This is a genomic window from Salinarimonas soli (assembly GCF_008386575.1).
Lineage (GTDB): Bacteria > Pseudomonadota > Alphaproteobacteria > Rhizobiales > Beijerinckiaceae > Salinarimonas_A > Salinarimonas_A soli.
The window spans coordinates 184,068-206,038 of record NZ_VUOA01000034.1 but is presented as its reverse complement, the minus strand read 5'-3'; the positions used below and the strand labels follow the sequence as shown (position 1 = coordinate 206,038).

General features: G+C 70.8%; 17 protein-coding genes and 2 pseudogenes. 8 read left to right on the top strand and 11 right to left on the bottom strand.

Annotated elements, in window-relative coordinates; genetic code table 11:
- Positions 1-146: 146 nt before the first annotated feature.
- A complete protein-coding gene (locus F0L46_RS19410; RefSeq protein WP_149820605.1) occupies positions 147-740 on the top strand; it encodes a TetR/AcrR family transcriptional regulator in 594 nt (197 codons plus the stop codon).
- Positions 741-817: 77 nt separating this feature from the next.
- Here the strand turns inward: F0L46_RS19410 and F0L46_RS19405 are convergent, their stop codons facing one another.
- Complete coding sequence (locus tag F0L46_RS19405; RefSeq protein WP_149820603.1) at positions 818-1,705, bottom strand: aldo/keto reductase family oxidoreductase; 888 nt, start codon at positions 1,703-1,705, stop codon at positions 818-820.
- A gap of 92 nt (positions 1,706-1,797) precedes the next feature.
- Here F0L46_RS19405 and F0L46_RS19400 point away from each other — a divergent pair, with 92 nt between their 5' ends.
- Positions 1,798-2,697, top strand: coding sequence for a LysR family transcriptional regulator (locus tag F0L46_RS19400; RefSeq protein ID WP_149820601.1), 900 nt, complete (start codon positions 1,798-1,800; stop codon positions 2,695-2,697).
- A gap of 23 nt (positions 2,698-2,720) precedes the next feature.
- Here F0L46_RS19400 and F0L46_RS19395 read toward each other — a convergent pair whose 3' ends face one another.
- The 4 genes and pseudogenes from F0L46_RS19395 to F0L46_RS19380 all read right to left on the bottom strand — a co-directional run bounded on the left by F0L46_RS19395 (position 2,721) and on the right by F0L46_RS19380 (position 6,012).
- On the bottom strand, positions 2,721-3,248 hold the full coding sequence (locus F0L46_RS19395) for a carboxymuconolactone decarboxylase family protein (protein ID WP_240540068.1): 528 nt from the start codon (positions 3,246-3,248) through the stop codon (positions 2,721-2,723).
- Positions 3,249-3,361: 113 nt separating this feature from the next.
- Positions 3,362-4,084, bottom strand: a pseudogene (locus tag F0L46_RS19390) (DJ-1/PfpI family protein).
- The gene (locus F0L46_RS19385) at positions 4,081-5,130 is read right to left on the bottom strand and encodes a GlxA family transcriptional regulator (protein ID WP_149820597.1); all 1,050 of its coding nucleotides are present in this window, start codon (positions 5,128-5,130) and stop codon (positions 4,081-4,083) included. Before F0L46_RS19385 ends, F0L46_RS19390 begins: the two are co-directional and overlap by 4 nt.
- A 126-nt stretch (positions 5,131-5,256) precedes the next feature.
- Positions 5,257-6,012 (bottom strand): SDR family NAD(P)-dependent oxidoreductase, encoded by a 756-nt coding sequence (locus tag F0L46_RS19380; RefSeq protein ID WP_149820595.1) that lies wholly within the window; start codon positions 6,010-6,012, stop codon positions 5,257-5,259.
- A 136-nt stretch (positions 6,013-6,148) separates the two neighbouring features.
- Here F0L46_RS19380 and F0L46_RS19375 point away from each other — a divergent pair, with 136 nt between their 5' ends.
- Positions 6,149-7,039, top strand: a complete 891-nt coding sequence (locus F0L46_RS19375) for an AraC family transcriptional regulator (protein WP_149820593.1) — start codon at positions 6,149-6,151, stop codon at positions 7,037-7,039.
- A gap of 356 nt (positions 7,040-7,395) precedes the next feature.
- Here the strand turns inward: F0L46_RS19375 and F0L46_RS19370 are convergent, their stop codons facing one another.
- Positions 7,396-8,253 carry an oxidoreductase gene (locus tag F0L46_RS19370; protein WP_149820647.1) on the bottom strand — a complete coding sequence of 286 codons (858 nt, stop codon included), beginning with the start codon at positions 8,251-8,253 and terminating at the stop codon, positions 7,396-7,398.
- 93 nt (positions 8,254-8,346) lie between these two features.
- On the opposite strand from F0L46_RS19370, the pseudogene F0L46_RS19365 reads away from it, so the two are divergent.
- A pseudogene (locus tag F0L46_RS19365) lies at positions 8,347-9,245 on the top strand (LysR family transcriptional regulator).
- Positions 9,246-9,583: 338 nt separating this feature from the next.
- Here the strand turns inward: F0L46_RS19365 and F0L46_RS19360 are convergent.
- Positions 9,584-10,975 (bottom strand): aspartate aminotransferase family protein, encoded by a 1,392-nt coding sequence (locus tag F0L46_RS19360; protein ID WP_149820591.1) that lies wholly within the window; start codon positions 10,973-10,975, stop codon positions 9,584-9,586.
- A gap of 27 nt (positions 10,976-11,002) precedes the next feature.
- Positions 11,003-11,485 carry a DUF2147 domain-containing protein gene (locus F0L46_RS19355; RefSeq protein ID WP_149820589.1) on the bottom strand — a complete coding sequence of 161 codons (483 nt, stop codon included), beginning with the start codon at positions 11,483-11,485 and terminating at the stop codon, positions 11,003-11,005.
- A 150-nt stretch (positions 11,486-11,635) separates the two neighbouring features.
- Between F0L46_RS19355 and ispH the strand changes: the two genes are divergently transcribed.
- Entirely contained in the window at positions 11,636-12,622 is a 987-nt protein-coding gene (gene ispH, locus F0L46_RS19350; RefSeq protein WP_149820587.1) for a 4-hydroxy-3-methylbut-2-enyl diphosphate reductase, read from the top strand.
- Positions 12,619-13,779: an adenosyl-hopene transferase HpnH gene (gene hpnH / locus F0L46_RS19345; RefSeq protein WP_149820585.1), complete on the top strand. Its 1,161-nt coding sequence runs from the start codon at positions 12,619-12,621 to the stop codon at positions 13,777-13,779. The genes ispH and hpnH overlap by 4 nt, the downstream gene beginning before the upstream one ends.
- Here the strand turns inward: hpnH and F0L46_RS19340 are convergent.
- From F0L46_RS19340 to F0L46_RS19330, 3 genes are read right to left on the bottom strand one after another with little or no spacing between them, the layout of a single operon-like run.
- Positions 13,738-14,424 (bottom strand): phosphorylase family protein, encoded by a 687-nt coding sequence (locus tag F0L46_RS19340; RefSeq protein ID WP_149820583.1) that lies wholly within the window; start codon positions 14,422-14,424, stop codon positions 13,738-13,740. The genes hpnH and F0L46_RS19340 overlap by 42 nt on opposite strands.
- A 54-nt stretch (positions 14,425-14,478) precedes the next feature.
- Positions 14,479-16,431, bottom strand: a complete 1,953-nt coding sequence (gene shc / locus F0L46_RS19335) for a squalene--hopene cyclase (protein WP_149820645.1) — start codon at positions 16,429-16,431, stop codon at positions 14,479-14,481.
- A gap of 34 nt (positions 16,432-16,465) precedes the next feature.
- Positions 16,466-17,668 (bottom strand): glycosyltransferase, encoded by a 1,203-nt coding sequence (locus F0L46_RS19330; RefSeq protein ID WP_149820581.1) that lies wholly within the window; start codon positions 17,666-17,668, stop codon positions 16,466-16,468.
- Between the two features lie 247 nt (positions 17,669-17,915).
- Between F0L46_RS19330 and F0L46_RS19325 the strand changes: the two genes are divergently transcribed.
- Both F0L46_RS19325 and F0L46_RS19320 read left to right on the top strand, forming a co-directional pair.
- Positions 17,916-18,824 (top strand): efflux RND transporter periplasmic adaptor subunit, encoded by a 909-nt coding sequence (locus F0L46_RS19325; protein ID WP_149820579.1) that lies wholly within the window; start codon positions 17,916-17,918, stop codon positions 18,822-18,824.
- A complete protein-coding gene (locus tag F0L46_RS19320; protein ID WP_149820577.1) occupies positions 18,821-21,922 on the top strand; it encodes an efflux RND transporter permease subunit in 3,102 nt (1,033 codons plus the stop codon). Before F0L46_RS19325 ends, F0L46_RS19320 begins: the two co-directional genes overlap by 4 nt.
- Positions 21,923-21,971 lie beyond the last annotated feature (49 nt).

Below are 21,971 nucleotides of genomic sequence, written 5' to 3'. Positions count from 1 at the left end.
GGGATCCGGCCCCGGTGACGACGTGTCGAACGCATGGTACTTCGCGGGAGGGGTGTCGCCGGCCTCGACGGCCGGCCGCTTGCCCGCTTCGGCAATTATGCGGAGGATGCCTCCGCTTTTCAAGAGCCCGGTTTCGGAAAAGTCCGATGGACGAGGACAAGGGCAAATCGGCAAGGCGGCCGCGGGCGGATGCCCTGCGGAACCGCGAGCGCATCCTGGAGGCCGCCAAGGCGGTGTTCAGCGCCGGCGGACCCGACGCGAGTCTCGAGGCCGTGGCCCGGGAGGCGGGCGTCGGGATCGGCACGCTCTATCGCCATTTCCCCACCCGTGAGGCCCTGTTCGAGGCGGTGTACCGGCGCGAGGTGCAGCAGCTCGCGGATCTCGCCGACCAGCTGAAGGTCGATGCCGAGCCCTGCGAGGCGCTGCGGCGCTGGCTGCGGGCGAACGTGGAGTTCGTCGCGACGAAGAAGGGCATGGTCGCGGCGCTGGCTCTGGCTGTCGACAAGCGGTCCGACCTCACCGCCCTGTCCTTCGAGCGGCTGACGGAGGCCGTGGGCGGCCTTCTCGAACGCGCCGCGCAGGCGGGGGAGATCCGATCCGACATCGGGCCGGAAGACGTCCTGCGGGCGCTCATCGGCATGTGCTACCTGCACGACAAGCCGGGCTGGCAGACGAGCGTGCTGCGCCTCGTCGACGTCTTCGTCGACGGGCTCTGCCGCGGACGCCAGGGGGGCGATTGAGGTCCCGGTTGCGGCCGGCGGAGCGAGGGCCGAAGGCGCCTCAATCACCACGGTCCAATCCCCGCCTCCGTCCACGCCTATCCATTCCGCTCGGGATGCGGGCCGCTCAAGCCGTCCAGCTCCGCGAGCACGTCGTCCGGCAGCACGAGGGCGGCCGCGGCGACGTTCTGGTTCAGGTGAGCCACCGACGACGTTCCCGGGATCACCAGGATGTTGGGCGAACGCTGCAGAAGCCATGCGAGAGCGACCTGCACGGGCGCGACGCCCAACCGCTCCGCCGCCGCCGAGAGCGCGGCGGACTGGATCGGATTGAACCCGCCGAGGGGAAAATACGTGACGTAGGGAATGCCCTGGCGGGCGAGCGAGCCGATGAGCCCGTCGTCGTGCCGATGCACGACGTTGTAGTGGTTCTGGACGCAGGCGATGGGGCAGATGTCGATGGCCTGCACGACCTGGCGGACGGTGGCGTTGCTGATCCCGACATGCCGCACGAGCCCCTCCTCCCGAAGGGCGGCGAGCGCCGCGAGCGGCGCCTCGATCGAGCCCTCGGCAGGCCCGTGCGGATCGAACATGAACCGGAGATTCACGACCGGCAGGACGTCGAGCCCGAGATTGCGCAGGTTGTCGTGGACCGCGCTCCTCAGCTCCTCGGGGGAGGAGGCAGGGAGCCACGACCCGTCGGACCCCCGCCGGGCTCCGACCTTTGTGACGATCACGAGGTCGTCCGGGTAGGGGTGAAGGGCCTCCCGGATCAGCCGGTTGGTGACGTGGGGGCCGTAGAAGTCGCTGGTGTCGATGTGGTTCACGCCGAGCGCCACCGCCTCCCGGAGCACGGCGACCGCCGCGGCCGGGTCCTTGGGCGGCCCGAACACCCCAGGCCCGGCGAGCTGCATCGCGCCGTAGCCGAGCCTCCGGACGGTGCGGTCTCCGAGCGCGTAGGTGCCTGACTTCTCGATGATGGACATGAGACTTCTCCTGTAACGGATTTCCATCTGGTGCGGGCTCACCCGTGCGATAAGCTGCTGCAATCGGCACGACCCGTGCGCGGAGGCGAACAGTGAAGGCGGACCTCGGGGACGTCACGGCTTTCCTCTCGGTGGCACGGGCCGGGGGCTTTCGCGAGGCCGCCCGCGCGACGGACGCAAGCGCGTCCGGCTTGAGCCAGGCGGTCCGGCGGCTCGAGGAGGCTCTGGGCGTGCGCCTTCTCCACCGCACCACGCGCAGCGTCGTGCCGACCGAGGCGGGGCGCGATCTCATCGCCCGTCTGGAGCCGGCCCTTCGCGAGGTCGAGGCGGCGCTGGACGGGGTGAACCGCTTCCGCGACCGCCCCGCGGGCACCCTCAAGCTCAACGTGCCGGTCAGCGCGGCCCGGCTCATCCTCCCCGGGATCGTCCCGCTCTTCCTGGCGGCCTACCCGGAGATCCGGCTCGAGGTGACGGCGGACAGCGCCGTGCTGGACGTGCTGGCCGCGGGCTTCGACGCGGGGATCCGCTACGACGAGCGCCTGGAGCAGGACATGATCGCGGTGCCGATCGGCCCGCGGGTCCAACGCTTCGCGGCAGCCGCCGCCCGCGCCTATCTCGACCGCCGCGGGCGGCCGGAGCACCCCCGCGACCTGCTCGGCCATGCCTGCCTGGCGACCCGCTCCGGCCAGGGCGTAGGTCCCTGGGAGTTCGAGCGCGCCGGTGAGATCGTACGCGTCGACCCGACGGGGCCCCTGGTCGTCGCGATCGGGGGCGGGATCGACCTCGCGGTTGCGGCCGCCCTCGCGGGCACCGGGATCGTCTACACCTTCGAGGGTTTCCTGGCGCCGCATCTCGACGGCGGCGCGCTGGAACCGGTGCTCGAGCCCTGGTGGCAGCCCTTCCCCGGCCCGTTCCTCTATTATCCGGGGCGGCGCCTCGTCCCGGCGCCGCTGCGGGCCTTCGTGGACTTCGTGAAGACCATCCACGCTTGAGCGCTCCGCCGACCGATGACCTTTCAAGCGGCGCGCCAGGCATGCTCCGCGAATGCGGTCTCGAGCTGCGGCGTCGTAACGTTCGCGGTGTAGTTCGTGATGGTCGATGCCGCGCTGACGGCGATAACCTCCAAGAGATGGTGCGGGGCGAAGCCCGGGGCGAGGAACGCGTCCACGTCCTCTTTGCCGAGCTTGCCCCGCCGCTCGATCAGGGCTCGCGTCAGCGCGGACAGGGCAGCGAGGCGGGGGTCTCCGGGCAGGCTACGCGAACGGATGGCGTCCACGTCCGCGGCGGAAATTCCCTGCTGGAGCGCCAGAGCCGAATGGAAGGCGGACGCCCACTCGCTCCTGTTGGTCACAGCGTTCGTCAAGAGGAGAACCTGGATCTCCGGCTCGGAGAGGCTGCCTCCGTGCACCTTGCCGAAGACGGAGACGAGGCAGTTGATCAGCACGGGCGACGTCGCCATCGCGCCGGCTATGTTCGGGATGAGTCCGAAGGTGGCAGCCAGGACCTCCAGGGCCTCGCGGGACGCCTCGGGGGCGGTGCTCATGGAGTGGATGGGAAAGTGGGTCATAGTGATTCATCCGGTCTTGTCGGTTGCGATCCGCCGGCCGGGGAGGCCATGCGGGCGGTGAAGGCGGCGCGGACGAGACGGCGAGGGTGTCAGCCCATCGGGTGCAGGGGGCGCTCCTCACGCAGCCGTCGTTCAAATTGCAACGCCGTTGCCCTGCGCCGGCGCGTGATCTCCGCCGCGGACTCGCGGGCCCGGGCTACGATGACCGGAGGCGCACGGTCCGGCGTGCCGGCGTCGAACGGGGGTTCGGGCGCGTACTGCATGGCGAGCTGAATCGTTTGCGCGGCCTCGTCGCCGCGCAGCCTCGCCGCCACCCGGAGGGCGCCGTCGATCCCCGCGGTGACGCCCGCCGCGAAGACCACGTTGCCGTCCTCCACCACCCGCTCGTCGACCGGGGTCGCCCCGAAGTGGTGCAGGAGGTGGAGGGCCGTCCAATGGGTCGTCGCCCGTCGCCCGACGAGGAGCCCGGCGGCCCCACAGATCAGGGCGCCCGTGCAGACGGAGAACACGCAGAGCGCCGACGAGGCTTGGGCGCGCACCCAGGAAAGGACCGCCTCGTCCTCCATCAGGGCCTCCTGGCCCTAGCCGCCGGGGATGTGGACGACGTCCAAGGGCGGCGCCTCCTCGAGGGCGCCATCGGGCGCGAGGCGCAGCCCGTAAATGTCCCTGACGGGCTGCCCTCCCGGGCTGAAAACGCGGTACGTGGCGTTCGGGACGCGGGCTAGAACCTCGAAGGGGCCGGCCAGGTCGATCTGGTCGAGGCCTTCGAACAGCAGGGACCCGATCTGGAGGTGTCGTTCGCTCGGGATCATGGGTGATCTCCTCTGAGGTCATTCGTCGACCGGCGGCGCCTGTCGCCATGGAAGCGGTCGCGGTACTGGGCCGGGGGCACGCCGACGTGCCTGAGGAAGGCGCGCCTGAGGGTCTCCTCGGTCCCGAAGCCGCAGGAGGCGGTCACGACCGAGAGCGCCTCGGTGCCGCGCTCCAGGAGGCGGCGGGCCGCCTCCACCCGGATCGCCTCGACGGCACGTCCCGGGGTCTGTCCGGTTTCCGCCCGGAAGGAGCGGGCGAATTGCCGGGGGCTGAGGTGGACGCGCTCTGCAAGCCGCTCGACGGAGATCGGCTCGCTGAGATTGTCGGCGACCCAGGCGAGCACGTCGGTGAGGCGCGCGGAGGTGCTGGTCTGGGCGCTCAGCAGGGTGCTGAACTGCCGCTGGCCACCCGGCCGCCTGAGAAACATGACGAGCTCGCGGGCGATCGCCAGGGCGAGCGGGTGCCCGTGGTCGTCCTCGACGAGCCCGAGGGCGAGATCGATCCCGGCCGCGATGCCGGCCGAGGTCCAGACGGCGCCGTCGCGGATATAGATCGGCTCCGGATCGACCCGCAGATCGGGGTACCGGCGGGCGAGCTCCGCGCACCAGCGCCAATGGGTCGAGACGCGCCGGCCCCCGAGCAGCCCCGCCTCGGCGAGAAGGAAGGCGCCGGTGCAGATCCCGACGACCCGGCGGGCCCCCTCGGCGAGCTCCCGGATCAGGGGGGACGCGGGGGAGCCGCCCACATCCCGCCGCGCGCCCTCGCCGCCGGCGACCACGAGCGTGTCCACCGGGAACCCGGCCTCGAGCTCGTCCCGGGTGACCGACGAGGCCAGTCGAAGTCCCGCCGACGTGTTCGGCTCCTCCGGCGAACCGAGGATGTGCAGATCGATCTCGTAGGGGCCGTCGCCGCTCGCCCCCCTCCCCGCCTCGACAGCTTCCATCGTCCGCAGCCGGTTGGCCTGGGCGAAGACCTCGATCGGCCCAGCGACGTCGAGCAGCTGGGCGGGCGCAACGGCCAGAAACAGGATCTTCTTCGGCAGCATCTCCGGAACCCTCCGGCCATCCTCGTTCGTGTCCAAGGAGGGTGCCACCCGGGTCCCGCGGCAGCAATGCCATGGTTCCCACAGATCCGGACATCCTCAAGCCCCCGGATCGGCGACGTGAAGCGCTCAGATGCCCTGGCCGCCGGACACCTCGATGCGCTGCGCGGTCACCCAACGGTTCTGCTCCGACAGGAGGCTCGCGATCATCGGCCCGATATCGTCGGCCACGCCCACACGCCCCAGCGCCGTCATCTCGGCGAAGTACCGGTTGAACTCGGGCGTGTCGCGCACGGCGCCGCCGAAGAAGTCCGTCTCGATCGCGCCGGGCGCCACGGCGTTCACCGCGATGCCGCGGGAGCCCAGCTCCTTGGCCATGTAGACGGTGAGTACCTCGACGGCGCCCTTCGCCGCCGCGTAGGCCGCCCAGCCCGGCGCGGAGACCCGGGTCAGGCCGGTCGAGAGGTTCACGATCCGGCCGCCGTCGGCGATGAGCGGCAGCAAGGCCTGCGTGAGGAAGAACACGCCCTTGAAGTGGACGTTCACCAGCCGGTCGAACGCTGCCTCCGTCATCTCGCTGATCGGGGCCACGTCGCCGTGGCCGGCGTTGTTGACGAGGTGATTGAAGGTGTCGCGCCCGAACTCGTCCCGCAAGGCCGCCCTCAGCCGCTCCGTGAAGGCCGGGAAGCCCGCGACATTGCCCGTGTCGAGCGGGAGCGCGACCACCTTGCGGCCGAGCGCCCGGATCTCGGCAGCGACAGCCTCGGCGTCCTCGGCCCGGCTCTGGTAGGTGAGGACGACGTCGCCGCCCGCGCGGGCGATGCTGAGTGCCGTGTTGCGGCCGAGCCCGCGGCTGGAGCCGGTGACAAGAGAAATGGTGGTCATGGCTGAAGCTCCTCTGATCTGACCGCTCCTGTATGCTCCCGACCGGCGTATCCGTGTTGTCGTGGACGGCTCGTTCCTTGCCTAATCCTGCCAAGCGTGGGATGCGCGACCGGCCGGGGCGGGTTAAGATCCTTCGATGAGCAGACTTCTCGACGCCGTTCGCCGCCACGCCGAAGGTCACTCCGACCGGAACGGCATCGGCCGGACCCCGATCCCGGGTCTCTACACCGTGCGGGCCACCGCGCCGGGCGACCTCGTCCATGCGATCTCGCGCCCGCTCGCCTGCCTGGTGCTGCAGGGCGCCAAGCAGGTCACGAGCGGCGCCCGGGTCTTCGACTTCGCGGCCGGCGACTCGCTCCTGATCACGGCGGACGTGCCCACCGTAAGCCAGATCACCCGGGCGAACCCGGTCGCGCCCTACTACTCCATCGTGCTGGAGCTCGACGCCGGGGTGATTGCGGACCTGAGCGCGCAGATGCAGACGGGCCCAGTTGCCGACGGCGGGCCCGTAGGCGGCGAGCCCTTCGACGCCGAGGTGGAGGACGCGGCCTTGCGGCTGATGGGGCTCCTGGAGCGCCCGGCCTCGGTTCCGGTGCTCCAGGCCCAGCACGTGCGGGAGATGCACTATTGGCTGCTCGCCGGACGTCACGGGGCGACGATCCGGCGGCTGGGCTGGCCGGGGAGCCACGCGGGCCAAGTCGCGCGGGCGGTCGCCCTGCTGCGCGGCGAGTACGACAGAAGCCTGCCGGTCGAGCGCCTGGCGGCCGTCGCCGGCATGAGCCCGTCCTCGTTCCACAGGCACTTCCGGGCGGTCACCACCCTCTCGCCACGTCAATTCCAGAAGCAGCTGCGCCTCATCGAGGCCCGGCGGCTCATGCTGTCCGAGGGCATGTCGGCGAGCCACGCGGCCTTCAAGGTGGGTTACGAGAGCGTGCCCCAGTTCACACGCGAGTACGGCCGGCTGTTCGGCCTCCCCCCGGTCAAGGACACGGAGGCAGCGCGCCGGCAAGCGGAAGCGGCCGCCTGAAGCCCTGGATACCGTGTCGGGCACGCGGCGCGTTCATGGTGCGCGGGTTCGGCTCGAGCGCGTCCTGCCCAACCGGCAGAGGCAGCGCAACGCAGGCGAGCTCGACCGAGCCGCTCCCGGGTGTGCCTCCGCTCCGTCGACGATGCTTGCAGGTCCTGCCCGTCTTGCGCGCCAAGCCAGCCATCCAGCGCCCTGACCGCGTCATCCGGCAGCACCAGAGCCGCCGCGCGATGTTCCGGCACAGGTGCTCGATCGAGGGGGGGCCCGGGATCAGGAGGATGTCGGGCGGCCGGTGAGTCAGCCGGGCGAGAGCGACCTGCATCTGCGGTGCGCTCTCGCCTGGTCATCCCTCCTGCTTACGCGTCCGCCTTCTCGGTGATGTCGGTCCCTCGCGTCACGGCCTCCCAGGCGTCCGTCTCGCGTCGCAGATCGTCCAGCTTCGTGCGCAGCTGTTCGAGGGCGTCGCTCCCGATCAGGAGGTGCACCGGCGGCTTGTCGGCTTCCACCGCGGCGATGATCGCCCGCGCGCCCAGCACCGGATCTCCCGGCTGCTTGCCGTGGCCGGCCTGGGTGCCGGCGCGCAACTTGCCGGCCGTACCGGCATAGTCGTCGATGATCGTGGCCGACTGCTTCATCGAGTCCGGCCCGCGAAAATCGGTGCGGAACGCGCCGGGCGCCACGACCGTGACACCGATTCCAAGGGGCGCGACCTCCTTGGCCAGGGCATCGGACATCGCCTCCACGCCGAACTTCACCATGTTGTACCAGCCCACGCCTGGATAGGTCAGCAGGCCGCCGATCGAGCTGATGTTCACGATGTGCCCATTGCGGCGCGCACGCATCGCCGGCAGCACGGCCTTGATGAGGTTCACCGGGGCGAACAGGTCGGTCTCGAAGAGCGCACGGACGTCGTCGTCCTCTCCCTCCTCGATCGCCCCGAGATAGCCGTAGCCCGCATTGTTGACGAGCACGTCCACCGAGCCGAAGCGATCCTCCGCGGCCCTGACGGCGGCGGCGATCTGGTCGCGGTTCGTCACGTCGAGGGCGACCGCGAGTGCGGCATCGCCGTGCTCCTCGACAAGCTCGGCGACGTCCTCGAGGCGCCGGGCGGTCACGACGACGCGATAACCGGCATTGAGCGCCTCCCTCGCGATGGCCCGGCCCAGCCCCTTCGAGCAACCGGTCACCAGCCAAACGGCGTTGTGTGCAATCATGTCGACCTCCTTCAACAGAGCCTGAAGGTGGCGCGTGGATCGTCATACGATTAGGTGTCATCATTCGCATGGGCCGTTGAATGAGGTTGGATGATCAAGAAGCCGAGCCTTGACGATCTGGCGGCCTTCGCAGCCGTCGCCCGCAGCGGCAGCTTCACGAAGAGCGCCGCCGCGCTGGGCATGTCGACCTCGAACCTCAGCCACACGATACGCCGCCTCGAGGCAGATCTCGGGCAGCGCCTGCTCCAGCGGACCAGCCGAAGCGTCGCCACCACGGAAGCGGGAGACACGCTCCTTGCCGCGCTCGGTCCATCCCTGGACACGATCGACGAGGCGCTGGGCGCCGTGGAGCGCGGCGCCGGCCGGGTGGCGGGCACGCTACGCATCACGGCGACGAGGCAGGCGCATGAGGCCGTGATCAGGCCTGCGCTGCCGCCCTTCCTCGCGGCTCACCCGGACGCAGCCGTCAAGGTCATGGTCGACTACGCGTTCCGGGACATCGTCGCCGACCGTTTCGATGCGGGATCAGGCTCGGCGAGAAGATCGAGCGCGACATGGTCGCGGTCAGGGTCGGACCCGACCTCAGCATGGCCGTGGTCGCATCGCCCACCTACCTCGCCGGGCGCGGGCCGATCCTGCACCCCCGTGATCTCACGGGACATGAGTGCATCAATTACCGCATGACGGGGTCTGGAGCCATGTACGCCTGGGAGTTCGAGCGCGGGGAGGAGGTGCTGACCGTTCAGGTGCCGGGAGCGTTCGCGACCAACGAGCCTTGGATCATGCTGCAGGCAGCGCTCGACGGTCTTGGTGTCGGGTACCTCCTCGACCATGAAACGGCGGGTCACGTTCGCGAGGGCCGTCTGGTTCGGCTCCTGCAGGAATGGACACCACCTTTCCCCGGCTTTCACCTCTACTACCCGAGCCGACGCCAGATGCGCCCGGTGCTCGCGGCCTTCGTCGATGCGCTCAAGCGCGGGCGCATTCGGTGACCCACCTGCCAGGAGCCCGCTTGCGCCGGGCCTAGGCCGGATGCTGCCGGGCCGGTGCGCCGCGGGACGGCGGATCCACGACTCGACCGAACAGGCAGGCCGCCTCGCCTTCGCGGACAGCTGCTGTGCATGTCCTTCGGGGGCGTGAGCGGGTCCAGCACTCCAACGAAGCGCACATCGCAATCGCGGCTGAGCGGCCCCCGGATGCGTCAAGCCGGCCGGCGGTCCAGACCTGGATCGAGGCTTACGAGGCGTTCCTCGGACACGTCCGCCACCCTGGGTTCCCGGGCGGGACGGTCGAGGAGCCAGCGATCAGGGCTCGACGGCTTCCCCAGCGCTCAAGCGGCTCCGGCACGCATCTTCATGGCATGGCCGGCCAGGGTCTTGCCGAGCGACCAGGCGGCTCCCGGCACCCGGTGGCTGTCGGCGATCACCGCGTCGAAGGCGCGCTCGATCCACTCGCAATCTCCGTCGGAGATCACGAGCGGGGGCAGGAGCTTCACCACGTGGCTCGCATGGCCGGCGACTTGCGTGAGGACCTTGTGCTCCTTGAACAGGGGCACCGTGATGAGCTGGCAGAACAGGCCCTTGTTCATGCCCTCGAGCATGGTCCAAGCCGCCTTGAGGGACATGGAGCGGGGCGGGCCGAACTCCACCCCGATCATGAGCCCCTTGCCCCGCACGGTCTTCAGGAACTCGTAGCGCTCCGCCATCTCGGCGAACGCGGCCATGAGGCGCTCGCCCTTGGCGGCCGCGTTCTGCACGAGGCGCTCGGACTCGATCGCGTCCAGGGTCGCAAGCCCCGCCGCCATGGCGAGGTCGTTCTTCGAGAAGGTTGAGCCGTGCACGACCGCCCGGTCCATGCGATCGAAGATCTTGTCGAAGATCCGCTTGCGGGTGAGCACCGCGCCGACGGGCACGTGGCCGCCCGACAGCGCCTTGGCCAGCAGCACCATGTCAGGCTCGACGCCCCAGTGCTCGACGGCGAGGAACCGGCCCGTGCGTCCCATGCCTGTCTGGATCTCGTCGGCGACGAGGAGGGTGCCGTAGCGCCGGCAGAGATCCGCGGCGGCCTTGAGATAGCCGTCGGAGGGGATGTTGACGCCTTTGCCCTGGATCGGCTCGACGATGAAGGCGGCGATGTCCCGGGACGCGAGCGCCCGCTCCAGCGCCGCCAGATCGTCGAAGGGGACCTCCGCGCAGCCCGGCAGCAGGGGCCCGAAGCCCTTGCGGAACACGTCGTCGCCGGTGATCGAGAGGCCTCCATAGGTGAGCCCGTGGAAGGCGTGGCCCGCGAAGACGATGCCGGGCCGTCCGGTGGCCCCGCGGGCGAACTTGATCGCCGCCTCCACCGCCTCGGCGCCCGAGTTCGCGAAGAAGGCGCGGTCGAGGTAAGGCGCGTAGCCGAGGAGCCGCTTCGCCAGGAGGCCTGCGAGCGGCGAGACGTCCATCTGGACGAGGTTCGGCAGGTCGCCGTCGAGCACGGAGACGAGGGCGTCGCGCACCCCCGGGTGGTTCCGGCCGAGGGCGAAGACGCCCCAGCCGCTCAGGAGGTCGAGATAGCGCTCGTCGTCGCGGTCCCACAGATACGGGCCCTTGGCCCGGCGGAAGCCCACGTCGTAGCCGATCACCTTGAGGACGCGCACCATCTGCTCGTTCAGGTGCCTGTTGTGCAGCTCGTAGCGCTCGCCGTCGTGCTCGGCGAAGAGGGAGGCGATGTCGAGGCTCATCCGGATCTCCAGGCGGCGCGGCGGGTCTCAGCGGGTGGTCGGCGTGCCCGGACGTCCCTTGCCGGGCGCCGCCGGGGTGGTTCCGGTGGCGTCGACGGCGCGGGTCCACGTCTCGCCGCCACACAGGAGCCCGCCCAGGATGCAGCCCTCGATGCGCAGGGCGCCAGGCCCCTGCGGCGACAGGGTGGCCGCGTAGGTCCTGCCGTCCTGGGCATTGTACACGCTTCCCTGCCAGCGGTCCGGCCCAGCCGACTTCATCGTCTTGATGATCTCGAGCCCGAGGACGGGCTGCGTGCGCCGGCTCGGGTCCGGATTGTGCTCGTCGATCCCGCCCGGGGTCTTCGTCCAGACGACGGTGCCGCACAGGGCATCCTTGCAGGGGGCGATCCTGATGACCGCCGTCTGATCGGCGACGACCCAGTCGCCCGCGATCTCGACGGCATGGGATGGCGTGCCCAGGGCGATCAAGGCCGCGAACGCGGCCGCCGGCCGAGCGATGATCCGTACCATGTGATGTCTCCGGTCCCGGAGCGTCCCCGCGGCCGTGCGAAGCCGAAACGCGGGGCTGAAAGGAACTAGCTCTCGCAAATGCGAGTCTTGTAGTCTCAAAGCGGCAAGGGTGAGGCGTGCCCTTGTGAGGGCGACCAGCTGGATGGCGGAATGGCACCCATCACGACACCTCATCGGCCGCCCCTGCGCGTGGTGCTGGCGAAACCGCGCGGCTTTTGCGCGGGCGTGGAGCGGGCGATCGAGATCGTCGAGATGGCGCTGGCGCAATATGGGCCTCCCGTCTATGTCCGCCACCAGATCGTCCACAACCAGCGCGTCGTGAGCCGGCTGGAGGCCGAGGGCGCGGTCTTCGTCGGCGAGGTCGACGACATCCCGGTCGGCGCGGTCGCGGTCTTCAGCGCCCATGGGGTCGCCCGGGTCGTCGAGCGGAACGCCGCGGCGCGCTCGCTTCGCACCATCGACGCGACATGCCCCCTCGTCGCGAAGACGCATCAGGAGGGGCAGCGCTACGCGCGACAGGGCTTCGAGGTCGTCCTGATCGGCCATCGCGGGCATCCGGAGGTCGTCGGCACGCTCGGCCGGATCCCGGGCGTCGTCCACCTGATCACCTCGGTGGCGGACGTCGCGGCGATGCACCCGTCCGACCCGAGCCGCCTCGCCTACGTGACCCAGACCACGTTGAGCGTCGACGACACCCGCGACATCATCCTGGCTCTCAAGGCGCGCTTCCCGGCAATCGTCGGCCCGGACACCCGCGACATCTGCTACGCGACCCAAAACCGGCAGAACGCCGTGCGGGCGCTCGCCGAGGTGACCGACGTGGTCCTGGTGCTCGGGGCTGCGAACAGCTCGAATTCCAACCGGCTGCGCGAGGTGGCCGATGGGGCAGGCGTGCCCGCCTACCTCATCGAGGACGCCACGGCGCTCGACCCCGCCTGGCTCGCCGGCGCGTCCCGGATCGGCGTCACCGCAGGCGCCTCGGCCCCGGAGGAGCTGGTCGACGAATTGCTCGACCGTCTCCGACTTCTTTTCGACACGGAGATCGAGACTCTTCCCGGGATCGAAGAGAGCGTTCGATTCCGGCTCCCCGAGCCGTTCGCGCGCGGACCGGAGCGCGGCAGGAGATCCGATCCATGACGGTGCCGATCAAGCAGCAGATCCGCGTGGGGGCCTACATCATGAGCCAGCGCCTGCGCGGCCGTGAGCGCTACCCGCTCGTCCTGATGCTGGAACCCCTCTTTCGCTGCAATCTCGCCTGCGCGGGCTGCGGCAAGATCGATTACCCCGACGCGGTCCTCAACCGGCGCCTCTCCGTCGAGGACTGCGTCCAGGCGGCCGAGGAGTGCGGCGCGCCCATCGTGTCGATCCCCGGCGGCGAGCCGCTCCTCCACAAGGAGATCGGCGAGATCGTGAGCGAGCTCATCAAGCGCCGGCGTTTCGTCTATCTGTGCACCAACGGGCTCCTCCTCGAGAAGAAGCTGCATCTCTTCACGCCGAGCGACTACCTCACGTTCAACGTCCATCTCGACGGCCTGAAGGAGGAGCACGACCGGTCCGTCTGCCAGGGCGGCGTGTTCGACCGGGCGGTCTCGGCCATCCGCGCCGCCAAGGCCAAGGGCTTCCGGGTCAACGTGAACGCGACCCTCTTCAAGGGCGTCGATCCCGACCGCGTCGCGGCCTATCTCGATTTCGTGACGGACGACCTCAAGGTCGACGGGGTGAGCATCTCTCCGGGCTATGCCTACGAGCGCGCGCCCGACCAGGAACACTTCCTCAACCGCCAGGCCTCGAAGACGCTGTTTCGCGAGATCTTCCGGCGGGGCAAGGGGCGCCGGACCAAGTGGCGCTTCGGGCAGTCGACGATGTTCCTCGACTTCCTGGCGGGCAACCAGGACTACCGGTGCACGCCGTGGGGAACGCCGACCCGCAACGTCTTCGGCTGGCAGCGGCCCTGCTACCTTCTCAACGAGGGCTATGTCCCGACCTTCCGGCAGCTCCTCGACGAGACGGACTGGGCCTCCTACGGCACCGGCGCCTACGAGAAGTGCGCCGACTGCATGGTCCATTGCGGCTACGAGCCGACCGCCGTCACCGACACGGTCGAAAACCCGCTCAAGGCGCTCAAGACGGTTCTGCGCGGGATCCGCACCGAGGGGCCGATGACCCCGGAGATCTCGCTCGAGGGGCAGCGGCCGGCCGAGTTCGTCTTCGAGCGGGTCGTGACCTCCGCGATCGAGCACGGGCGGCCGCCGTCAGCGCCCGCCGCCGGCGCCAGCAAGCACAGCGTCGCGTAGGGACCTGAAGGCGGCGCGGGTGTCGAGGGCAAGCCGCGCCACGGCGGGCCACTCCCCTGGCTTGGTGAGGAGGGCGCGGGCGATCCGGGGCAGGTCGACGGTGCCGTCCCCCCGGAGCGGCACGCGGGCGACGCCCGGCAGCACCGTCCCCGCCCCGTCCGCAACCGCTCGCACCACGATGAAGGGAAGCCCGAACGCCTCCGCGGCCTCGGCTACGGCGCCGCTCTCCATGTCGACGGCGAGCGCGCCGAATTCGCGGTAGAGCCGCTGCTTCTCGGTGGCCGACGCGAGGAGCCGGTCCGATCCGGCCACCGGTCCGACATGGACGGGGCGCCCCGTCAGGGCGACCCGCCGCCGCGTCCAGGCGAGCCATGCGGGATGAGTTTCGACCTGGCGTCCGTCGGGCAGCACCACCCGGTCGGCAAGGACCACCTCCCCGGCCCGCAGGCTCGGATCGAGGCCGCCGGCCAAGCCGAAGCTCAGGAGCGCCGACACCCCGCTTTCCGCCAGCCGTTCGGCCTCCGCGCGGGCGACGTCCGGGTCGGCCCCGGTGCGGACCACGACGAGCCGAGTCCTGGAGCGCAGCCGCAGCGGCCCGAGTAGGCGGGCCTCCGCCTTGAGGCCCGTCAGAACGCCGATCCGCATCGGGCAGCCTCCGTCCCCCGCTGGAGCCGGATCAGCCGCAGGCAGGCACCAACGTCACATGCCCCAGGGCACCCTCGTCTCCCCGCGCAGCAGGCGCTTATAGCGCGCGAGCGCCCAGAGGGGGAAGTAGGCGGCATAGCCGTGGTACTTCAGGTAGAAGACGCGCGGGAACCCCGTCCCGGTCCAGGGCTCCTCGCGCCAGCGCGCGCCCTGGCGAGGGGCGCTCTCCAGGAAGGCGGCGCCGCGCCGGGCCGCTTCCCCCGCGCCCTCCCCGGCCGCCATGAGGGCGAGCACGGCCCAGGCCGTCTGCGAGGGCGTGGAGGGGTAGGCGCGGTCGCGGCCCGCGGGCGCGTAGGAGGCGCAGTCCTCCCCCCAGCCGCCGTCCGGGTTCTGGCGCGCCTTGAGCCAGTTCCCCGCCCGGCGCATCGCGGGGCTGTCGGGCGGCTCGCCCACGGCGTTGAGGGCGCACAAAGCCGACCACGTGCCGTAGACGTAGTTCACGCCCCAGCGGCCATACCAGGAACCGTCCGGCTCCTGCTCGCGGCGAATGAAGGCGACGCCGCGCCGAACCGCGTCATGATCCCGCCCGAGCCCGAGCTGGGCCAGCATGCTGACGCAGCGCGCCGTGACGTCCACGGTCGGCGGGTCGAGCAGGGCGCCGTGATCGGCGAAGGGGATGGCGTTGAGGTAGTGGTAGGTGTTGTCGACGTCGAAGGCGCCCCAGCCGCCGCTGCGGCTCTGGATGCCGACGATCCAGGCGCAGGCCCGCTCCAGGCACGCCCGGTAGCGATCCGGATCGGCCCGGTGGAGCGCCATCGCGACCACCGCCGTATCGTCCACGTCCGGGTAGTGGTCGTTCCGATACTGGAAGGCCCAGCCCGAGGGGGGCAGCAGGGGCCGCTTCCAGGTCCAGTCGCCGCGGGTCTCGGCGATCTCCCGGTCGAGGAGCCACTGCGCGGCGCGATCGAGCACCGCGCCCTCGATGGTCTCCCCCGCCTCGAGGAGGGCATGCATAGCAAGGGCGGTGTCCCAGACCGGCGAGAGGCAGGGCTGGCAATAGGTCCGCTCGCCGTCGACGAGGAGCTTGCGGATCGCTTGCTTCGCCGTCTGGACCGCCGGGTCGTCCTTCGGGCGGCCGATGGCGTCGAAGGCCATGACCACGTTTGCCATGGCGGGGAAGATCGCGCCGAGGCCGTTGTCGCCGTTGAGGCGCGGCTCGATGAAGTCGATGGCCGCCTGGATCGCCCGCTGCCGCATGCCCCGGGGGAAGCGCGGCTCGACCTCCCGCAGCAGGCGGTCGAGGTGGAGGAAAGCAGGGCCGAGGCGGGCATCGGCCGGATGGGTGATGTAGGCCTGCTCGTCCTCGGGCGGCCGCAAGAAGAGCTCCCGGATGTGGACGCCGCGCGGGTTTCGCGCCTGAGGCCGCAGCGCCATGAGAATCAGGAGCGGGACGATCACGGTCCGCGACCAGTACGAGATCTTCTCGACGTGAAAGGGCGACCGCCGCGGCAGGAGCATGAGCTCGACGGGCATGGCCGGCACGGCGCGCCAGGGCACCTGCCCGAAGAGCGCGAGCGCGATGCGCGTGAACACGTTCGCCTTCGCGGCGCCGCCGAGGCTGAGGATCAAGCTGCGGGCCCGGATCATGTGCGGCGCGTCCGGATCGTCGCCGGCGAGCTTGAGCGCGTAGTAGGCCTTCACGGTGGCGGAGAGATCCGGTTCACCCGCCTCGAACAAGGGCCAGCCGCCGTTCGAGGCCTGGCATCCGCGGATATAGGCGGCGATCCGCCCCTCCTCCGCCGGATCGATCTCGTCGAGATAATGCTGGAGGAAGATGTACTCGGCCGAGATCGTGACGTCCGCCTCGAGCTCGAACAGCCAGTGACCGTCCGGCCGCTGCAGCGCGACGAGCGCCGCGCGGGCCTCGGCCACGATAGAGGATTCCCCGCCGTCGAGGGGAGCGGAGACCGGTGGATCGATCCACAGCCGCCCGTCCGCGCGGAGCATCACGGGCGGCAGGTCCCGTCTTGCGGTTCCAAGATCAGAAGGTCGCGTCAGAGCCAATCGAACCCCCTTGCGTCCGCCCTTTCCAGGCTCCCCCGCGGCCTCGCCCATGGGCGGCCGCCGAGTCGATCGTCATGGCACAATAGAGCACGGCCGCGCCGGGCAGGAGCAAGGCCCTCCAGGGCGCGAGGCCATAGAACCGGATCATCGGCATGAACGCCACGGTCATGAGAACCCACGCGAGGGCGCCGAGTGCGGCCGCAGGCAGGTTCTCGTGCCAGGGTGCGGACAGGACGAGACCTGGCGGCACAAGATAGACCAGGATCATGCCTACGATGGTGAGGCCGAGAAGGACGGGAGAGTGCCGCAGCTGGGTATAGGCGCTGCGCGCCACCATCCCCCAGATGCCCGACAGGCCGGTATAAGGCCGCACGCTGCGGACACGCCCCGTCAGCCCGAGCCAGAGCGACCCGCCGCCCTCCCGCCCCCGTGCCTTGATCGCGCGGGCAAGGGCGCAGTCGTCGATGATCTCGCCCCGGATCGCGGCGAGGCCCCCTGCCCGCGCCAGGGCCTCCCGGCGCAGGAGCACGCAGCCCCCGGCCGCAGCCGCGGTGCGGCGCCGGCGGTCGTTCACCCAGGCGAACGGGTAGAGCATCGCGAAGAAGAACACGAAGGGCGGGACGAGCAGCCTCTCCCATGGTCCCTCGCAGGACAGGCGGGCCATCACCGATACGAGATCCCGATCCTCCGCCGACACCTTGGCGACGAGGCTGCGCAGGGTGTCGGGATCATGCTCGATGTCGGCATCCGTGAACCAGACGAAAGGTGCGTTCGGCGCCTCGCGGGCGGCGAGGTCGAGGCCCTCGCTGAGCGCCCAGAGCTTGCCGGTCCAGCCGCCCGGAAGCGGGCGCGAGACCACGATCCTCAACCTCTCGCCGCGACCCCGGCGTTCTGCGGCGAGACGCGCCAGCTCGGCGGTGCCGTCCGTGCTGTGATCGTCCACAAGGACGACCGTGAGCGGGCCCGGATAGTCCTGGTCGACGACGGAGGCGATCGTGCGCCCGATGACGCCAGCCTCGTCGCGCGCGGGCACCACCGCGACGACCGCGGGCCACGGCACGCGCGGGTGCACCCTGTCGTCGAGCCGCTCGCGTGCTCGCCAGAAGCCGCCCCGGGCGAACACGAGCACGGCCCAGATCGCGAGGCTCGCTCCGGCCAAAGTCAGGGGCACGAGGCTCATCCCACCTCCAAGCGAACATGTCCCGGGCACCATCGCTGGGCAGGGCAGCGGGCCGGCTCCATAGCCACGATGGTCCGCCCCCACGCGAAGCACCGCACCAGCGATGCGCCAAGTAGCAGGGCTCAATGTGGTCTTCGTACGGCCGAGCCCATGATGGACAATCAGGGAGGGATCTGGCTTTCTCGATTAACCGTTCACGCCAGGCTTGGAGCGACGGGTCGGCAGGGATGATCTGGATCGGATCGCGATGAGTCTCCCCTCTGTACGGCACTGGCTCCGGCGCCGTGCCGCCCCTCTTGCGATCCCGCTCCTCGCCGTCCTCGATCCCTTGACCATGGGGCTGGCGGCACAGCCCGGCCCGGCGGGTCAGGCCGTGACGGTCGCCCGGGTGGCGGAGGAATGCCTCGCGGATCGCGTGCCGTTCATCGGGATGCTCGTCGCCCGGGAGGATGCGCTCGTCCTGCCCCCCATCGAGGGCGGGCGCGTCACGGAGGTTCTCGTCGAGGAGGGCGCGCGGGTGACGGCGGGACAGGTTCTCGCGCGCCTTGCCCCGCCCGGTCCGGCGGGGAGCGGCGGCGAACCGATCGATGTGACCGCTCCGGTGGACGGCCTCGTGCTGGCCCGCGGCGCCCGGATCGGTGTGATCGCGTCGGCGTCGAGCCCGGACCCGCTCTTCCGGCTCGCCCGGGACGGCGCGATGGACGTGGCGACGGGCCTTGCCGTCGCGCGCCTCGCCAATGTCCAGCCGGGCCAGGTCGCGCGCCTCCAAACGCCGGGCGGGCTGATCGCAGGCCGCGTGCGCCACGTCGCGCCCGAGATCGACCGTCAGAGCCGCCTGAGCCTCGTCCGCATCGCCTTCGAAGCCGACCCGCGGCTGCGGTTCGGCGCCTCGGTGGCGGGGACGATCGAGATCGGCGCCGGCTGCGGCCCAGTCGTGCCGATCTCGGCGCTCGTCGCCGAGGGAGAGCGCACCATGGTCCAGCGGGTCCGGGACGGTCGGGTCGAGACGGTGACGGTGCGGCCCGGGCTCGTCGAGGGCGGCCGGGTGCAGATCCGGGAGGGACTCGCGGCCGGCGATCTCGTCGTCTCCCGCGCGAGCGCCTTCGTGAGGGACGGCGACCTCGTCCGCACGATCCTCCCCGAGACCGCGCGATGAGGCTCAACGTCTCGGCGGCCTCGATCCGGCGGCCGATCCCCGCGCTCGTCCTCTTCCTCGTCCTGGTTGCCCTGGGCATGACGAGCCTGCAACGGCTGCCCGTGACCCGGCTGCCGTCTGTGGACCTCCCCATCGTCTCAGTGGTCGTCCCCCAGTTCGGCGCCGCGCCCGCCGAGATCGAGGCGCAGGTCACCAAGCCCGTCGAGACGGCGGTCGCCAGCATCGCCGGCGTCCGGCACGTATCGTCCTCGATCACCGACGGCTTGTCGTCGACGCTCATCGAGTTCCGGCTGGAGACCGACCCGGCCACGGCCGTCAACGACGTGAAGGACGCGCTGGGGCGCCTGCGGGCGGACCTGCCCCAGACCGTGCAGGAGCCGATCGTCCAGCGCATCGAGATCGCCGGCCTCCCGATCGTCACCTTTGGCGTCGTCGCGCCCTCCCGGACGGCGGAGGAGATCTCCTCCTTCGTCGACGACACGGTGAAGCGGGCGCTGCTCGGCGTCGCGGGGGTCGGCACGGTCGAGCGCATCGGCGGCTTCGACCGGGAGATCTCCGTCACCCTCGACCCGGTCCGCCTGGCGGAGGCGGGGCTCACCGTCCCGGGGGTGAACCAGCAATTGCGGGCCGCGACCGCCGACATGGCGGGCGGGCGGGCGCCGGCGTCGGGTCGCGATACGGTGATCCGGACGCTTGCCGGCGTCCACACCGTCGAGGCGCTCGCCTCGACCCCGATCGCGATGCCGAACGGCTCGACCCTGCGCCTCGACGACCTCGGCACGGTTCGAGACACGGTGGCGGAGCCGCGCACCTTTGCCATGTTCGACGGCGAGCCCATCGTGGCCTTCGCGGTCTCCCGGGCCCGGGGCGCGAGCGACGTCGACGTCGCGCGGGAGGTCGCGGCTCGCGTGGCCGCGCTCGCCGCCGCCCACCCCGGGGTCTCGTTCAGGCTCGTCGACAACCCGGTCGAGTACACGATCGGCAACTATCACGCGACGGTGAGCACGCTCCTGGAGGGGGCGGCGCTCGCGGTGATCGTGGTGTTCATCTTCCTCAAGGACTGGCGGGCGACGCTCATCGCCGCGATCGCCCTCCCGCTCTCCATCCTCCCGACCTTCTGGGCCATGGAGACGCTGGGCTTCTCCCTCAACCTCGTCAGCCTGCTCGCGATCACGCTCTCGACGGGGATCCTCGTGGACGACGCCATCGTCGAGATCGAGAACATCATCCGGCACATGCGGACGGGGAAGTCGGCCTACGACGCGGCGCTGGAGGCGGCGGACGAGATCGGGCTCGCCGTAATCGCGATTACGGCGACGATCATCGCGATCTTCGTGCCATCGAGCTTCATGGGCGGGATCGCGGGCCAGTTCTTCAAGCAGTTCGGCGTCACGATCGCGGTGGCGGTGTTCGTCTCGCTCCTCGTGGCGCGCCTGATCACGCCCATGCTCGCGGCCTATTTCCTGCGCGACAGCTCGGCCGCGCACGCCCATGACGAGGCCGACGGGCGCATCCTGCGGGCCTATACCGGCCTCGTCGCTTGGTCGGTGCGCCACCGGATCGTCACGGTCGTCCTCGGCCTCGCGGTCTTCGCCGGCTCGATCGCGAGCGCGCTGCTCCTGCCCACGACGCTCCTGCCGCCCGAGGACACCAGCCGCTCGCTCGTCGTCCTCGAGCTGCCGCCCGGTGTCGGCCTCGACGGGACGCGCGCCACCGCCGACGCGGTGACCCGGCGGCTGAAGGCGATCCCCGAGGTGCGCTCCGTCCTCGTCCAGGGCGGGCGGGTGCCGATCGGCGCTCCCGAGGCCCGGCGGGCGACGTTGATCGTCGATTACGCGTCTCGCGCCGAGCGCAAGCGGCCCCAGCGCGAGCTCGAACGCGTGATCGCCGACGAGCTCGCCCAGGTGCCCGACATCCGCTTCTACTTCCTCGACGCCAACGGCCTGCGGCCCGTGACCGTCATCGTCACGGGGGAAGACGGGGCAGGCGTATCGGCTGCCGCGGCCGACCTCGCGGCGCAGATGCGCCGGCTGCCGCAGCTCAGCAACGTGATCTCCACCGCCTCCCTGGCGCAGCCCGAGATCCGGGTGCTGCCCCGCCCCGAGGCCGCCGCCCTCGGCCTGCCGTCCGCGGCGCTCGCCGAGGCGCTGCGGGTCACGACGCTCGGGGATGTCGGCCCCAACCTGCCCCGCGTCGACATGGGCGGGCGCCTCCTGCCCGTGCGGGTTCGGCTCGATCCGGCCTTCCTGGAGGACCGGCTCTTCCTCGAGGCCCTGCAGGTCGCCGGACCGCAAGGCCAGCCGGTCCCCTTGGGCGCCGTGGCGGAGGTGCAGCTCGGCCAGGGGCAGGCGAGCATCGAGCGCTATGACCGCGCGCGCAGCATCACCATCGAGGCCGATCTCGCTGGAGGCGTGGCGCTCGGCGAGGCCATGAGCGCCACGCTCGCCCTGCCGGCCGCGCGCCAGCCGCCGCCCGGCATCTCGGTGCGAGAGGCGGGCGACGCCGAAACCATGACCGAGCTGTTCGACGGGTTCGCCATCGCCATGCAGGCCGGCCTGCTCCTGGTCTACGGCGTGCTCGTCATCCTGTTCGCGAGCTTCCTCCAGCCGATCGTGATCCTGTTCTCGCTCCCGCTGTCCATCGGCGGCGCGATGCTCGGGCTCCTCGCCGCCGGACAGCCGATCAGCATGCCGGTCTCGATCGGCATCCTCATGCTCTTGGGCATCGTGACCAAGAACGCCATCCTGCTGGTCGATTTCGCGCTGGAGGCCGAGGCGCAGGGCTTAAGCCGGGAGCGGGCCATCGTCGACGCGGGCCGCAAGCGAGCTCGCCCCATCATCATGACGACGGTCGCCATGGTGGCCGGCATGGTTCCCTCGGCGCTCGCCATCGGGGCGGGCGGCGAGGCACGGGCGCCGATCGCCATCGCGGTCATCGGCGGCCTGATCACCTCAACCCTGCTCTCCCTCGTCTTCGTCCCGGCCGTCTTCATGCTCATGGGCGATCTCGGCCGCGCCCTCCGCCCGCTGGCCGGCCTCGTAACGGGGCGACGAGGGCGGCCGTTGCGGGAGGACGAGCGTCGCGGCGAGGTCGGGTGAACGGCTAGCCGACGAGGCTTCCGTTCAGGATCGAGCACGTGCTCTGAGG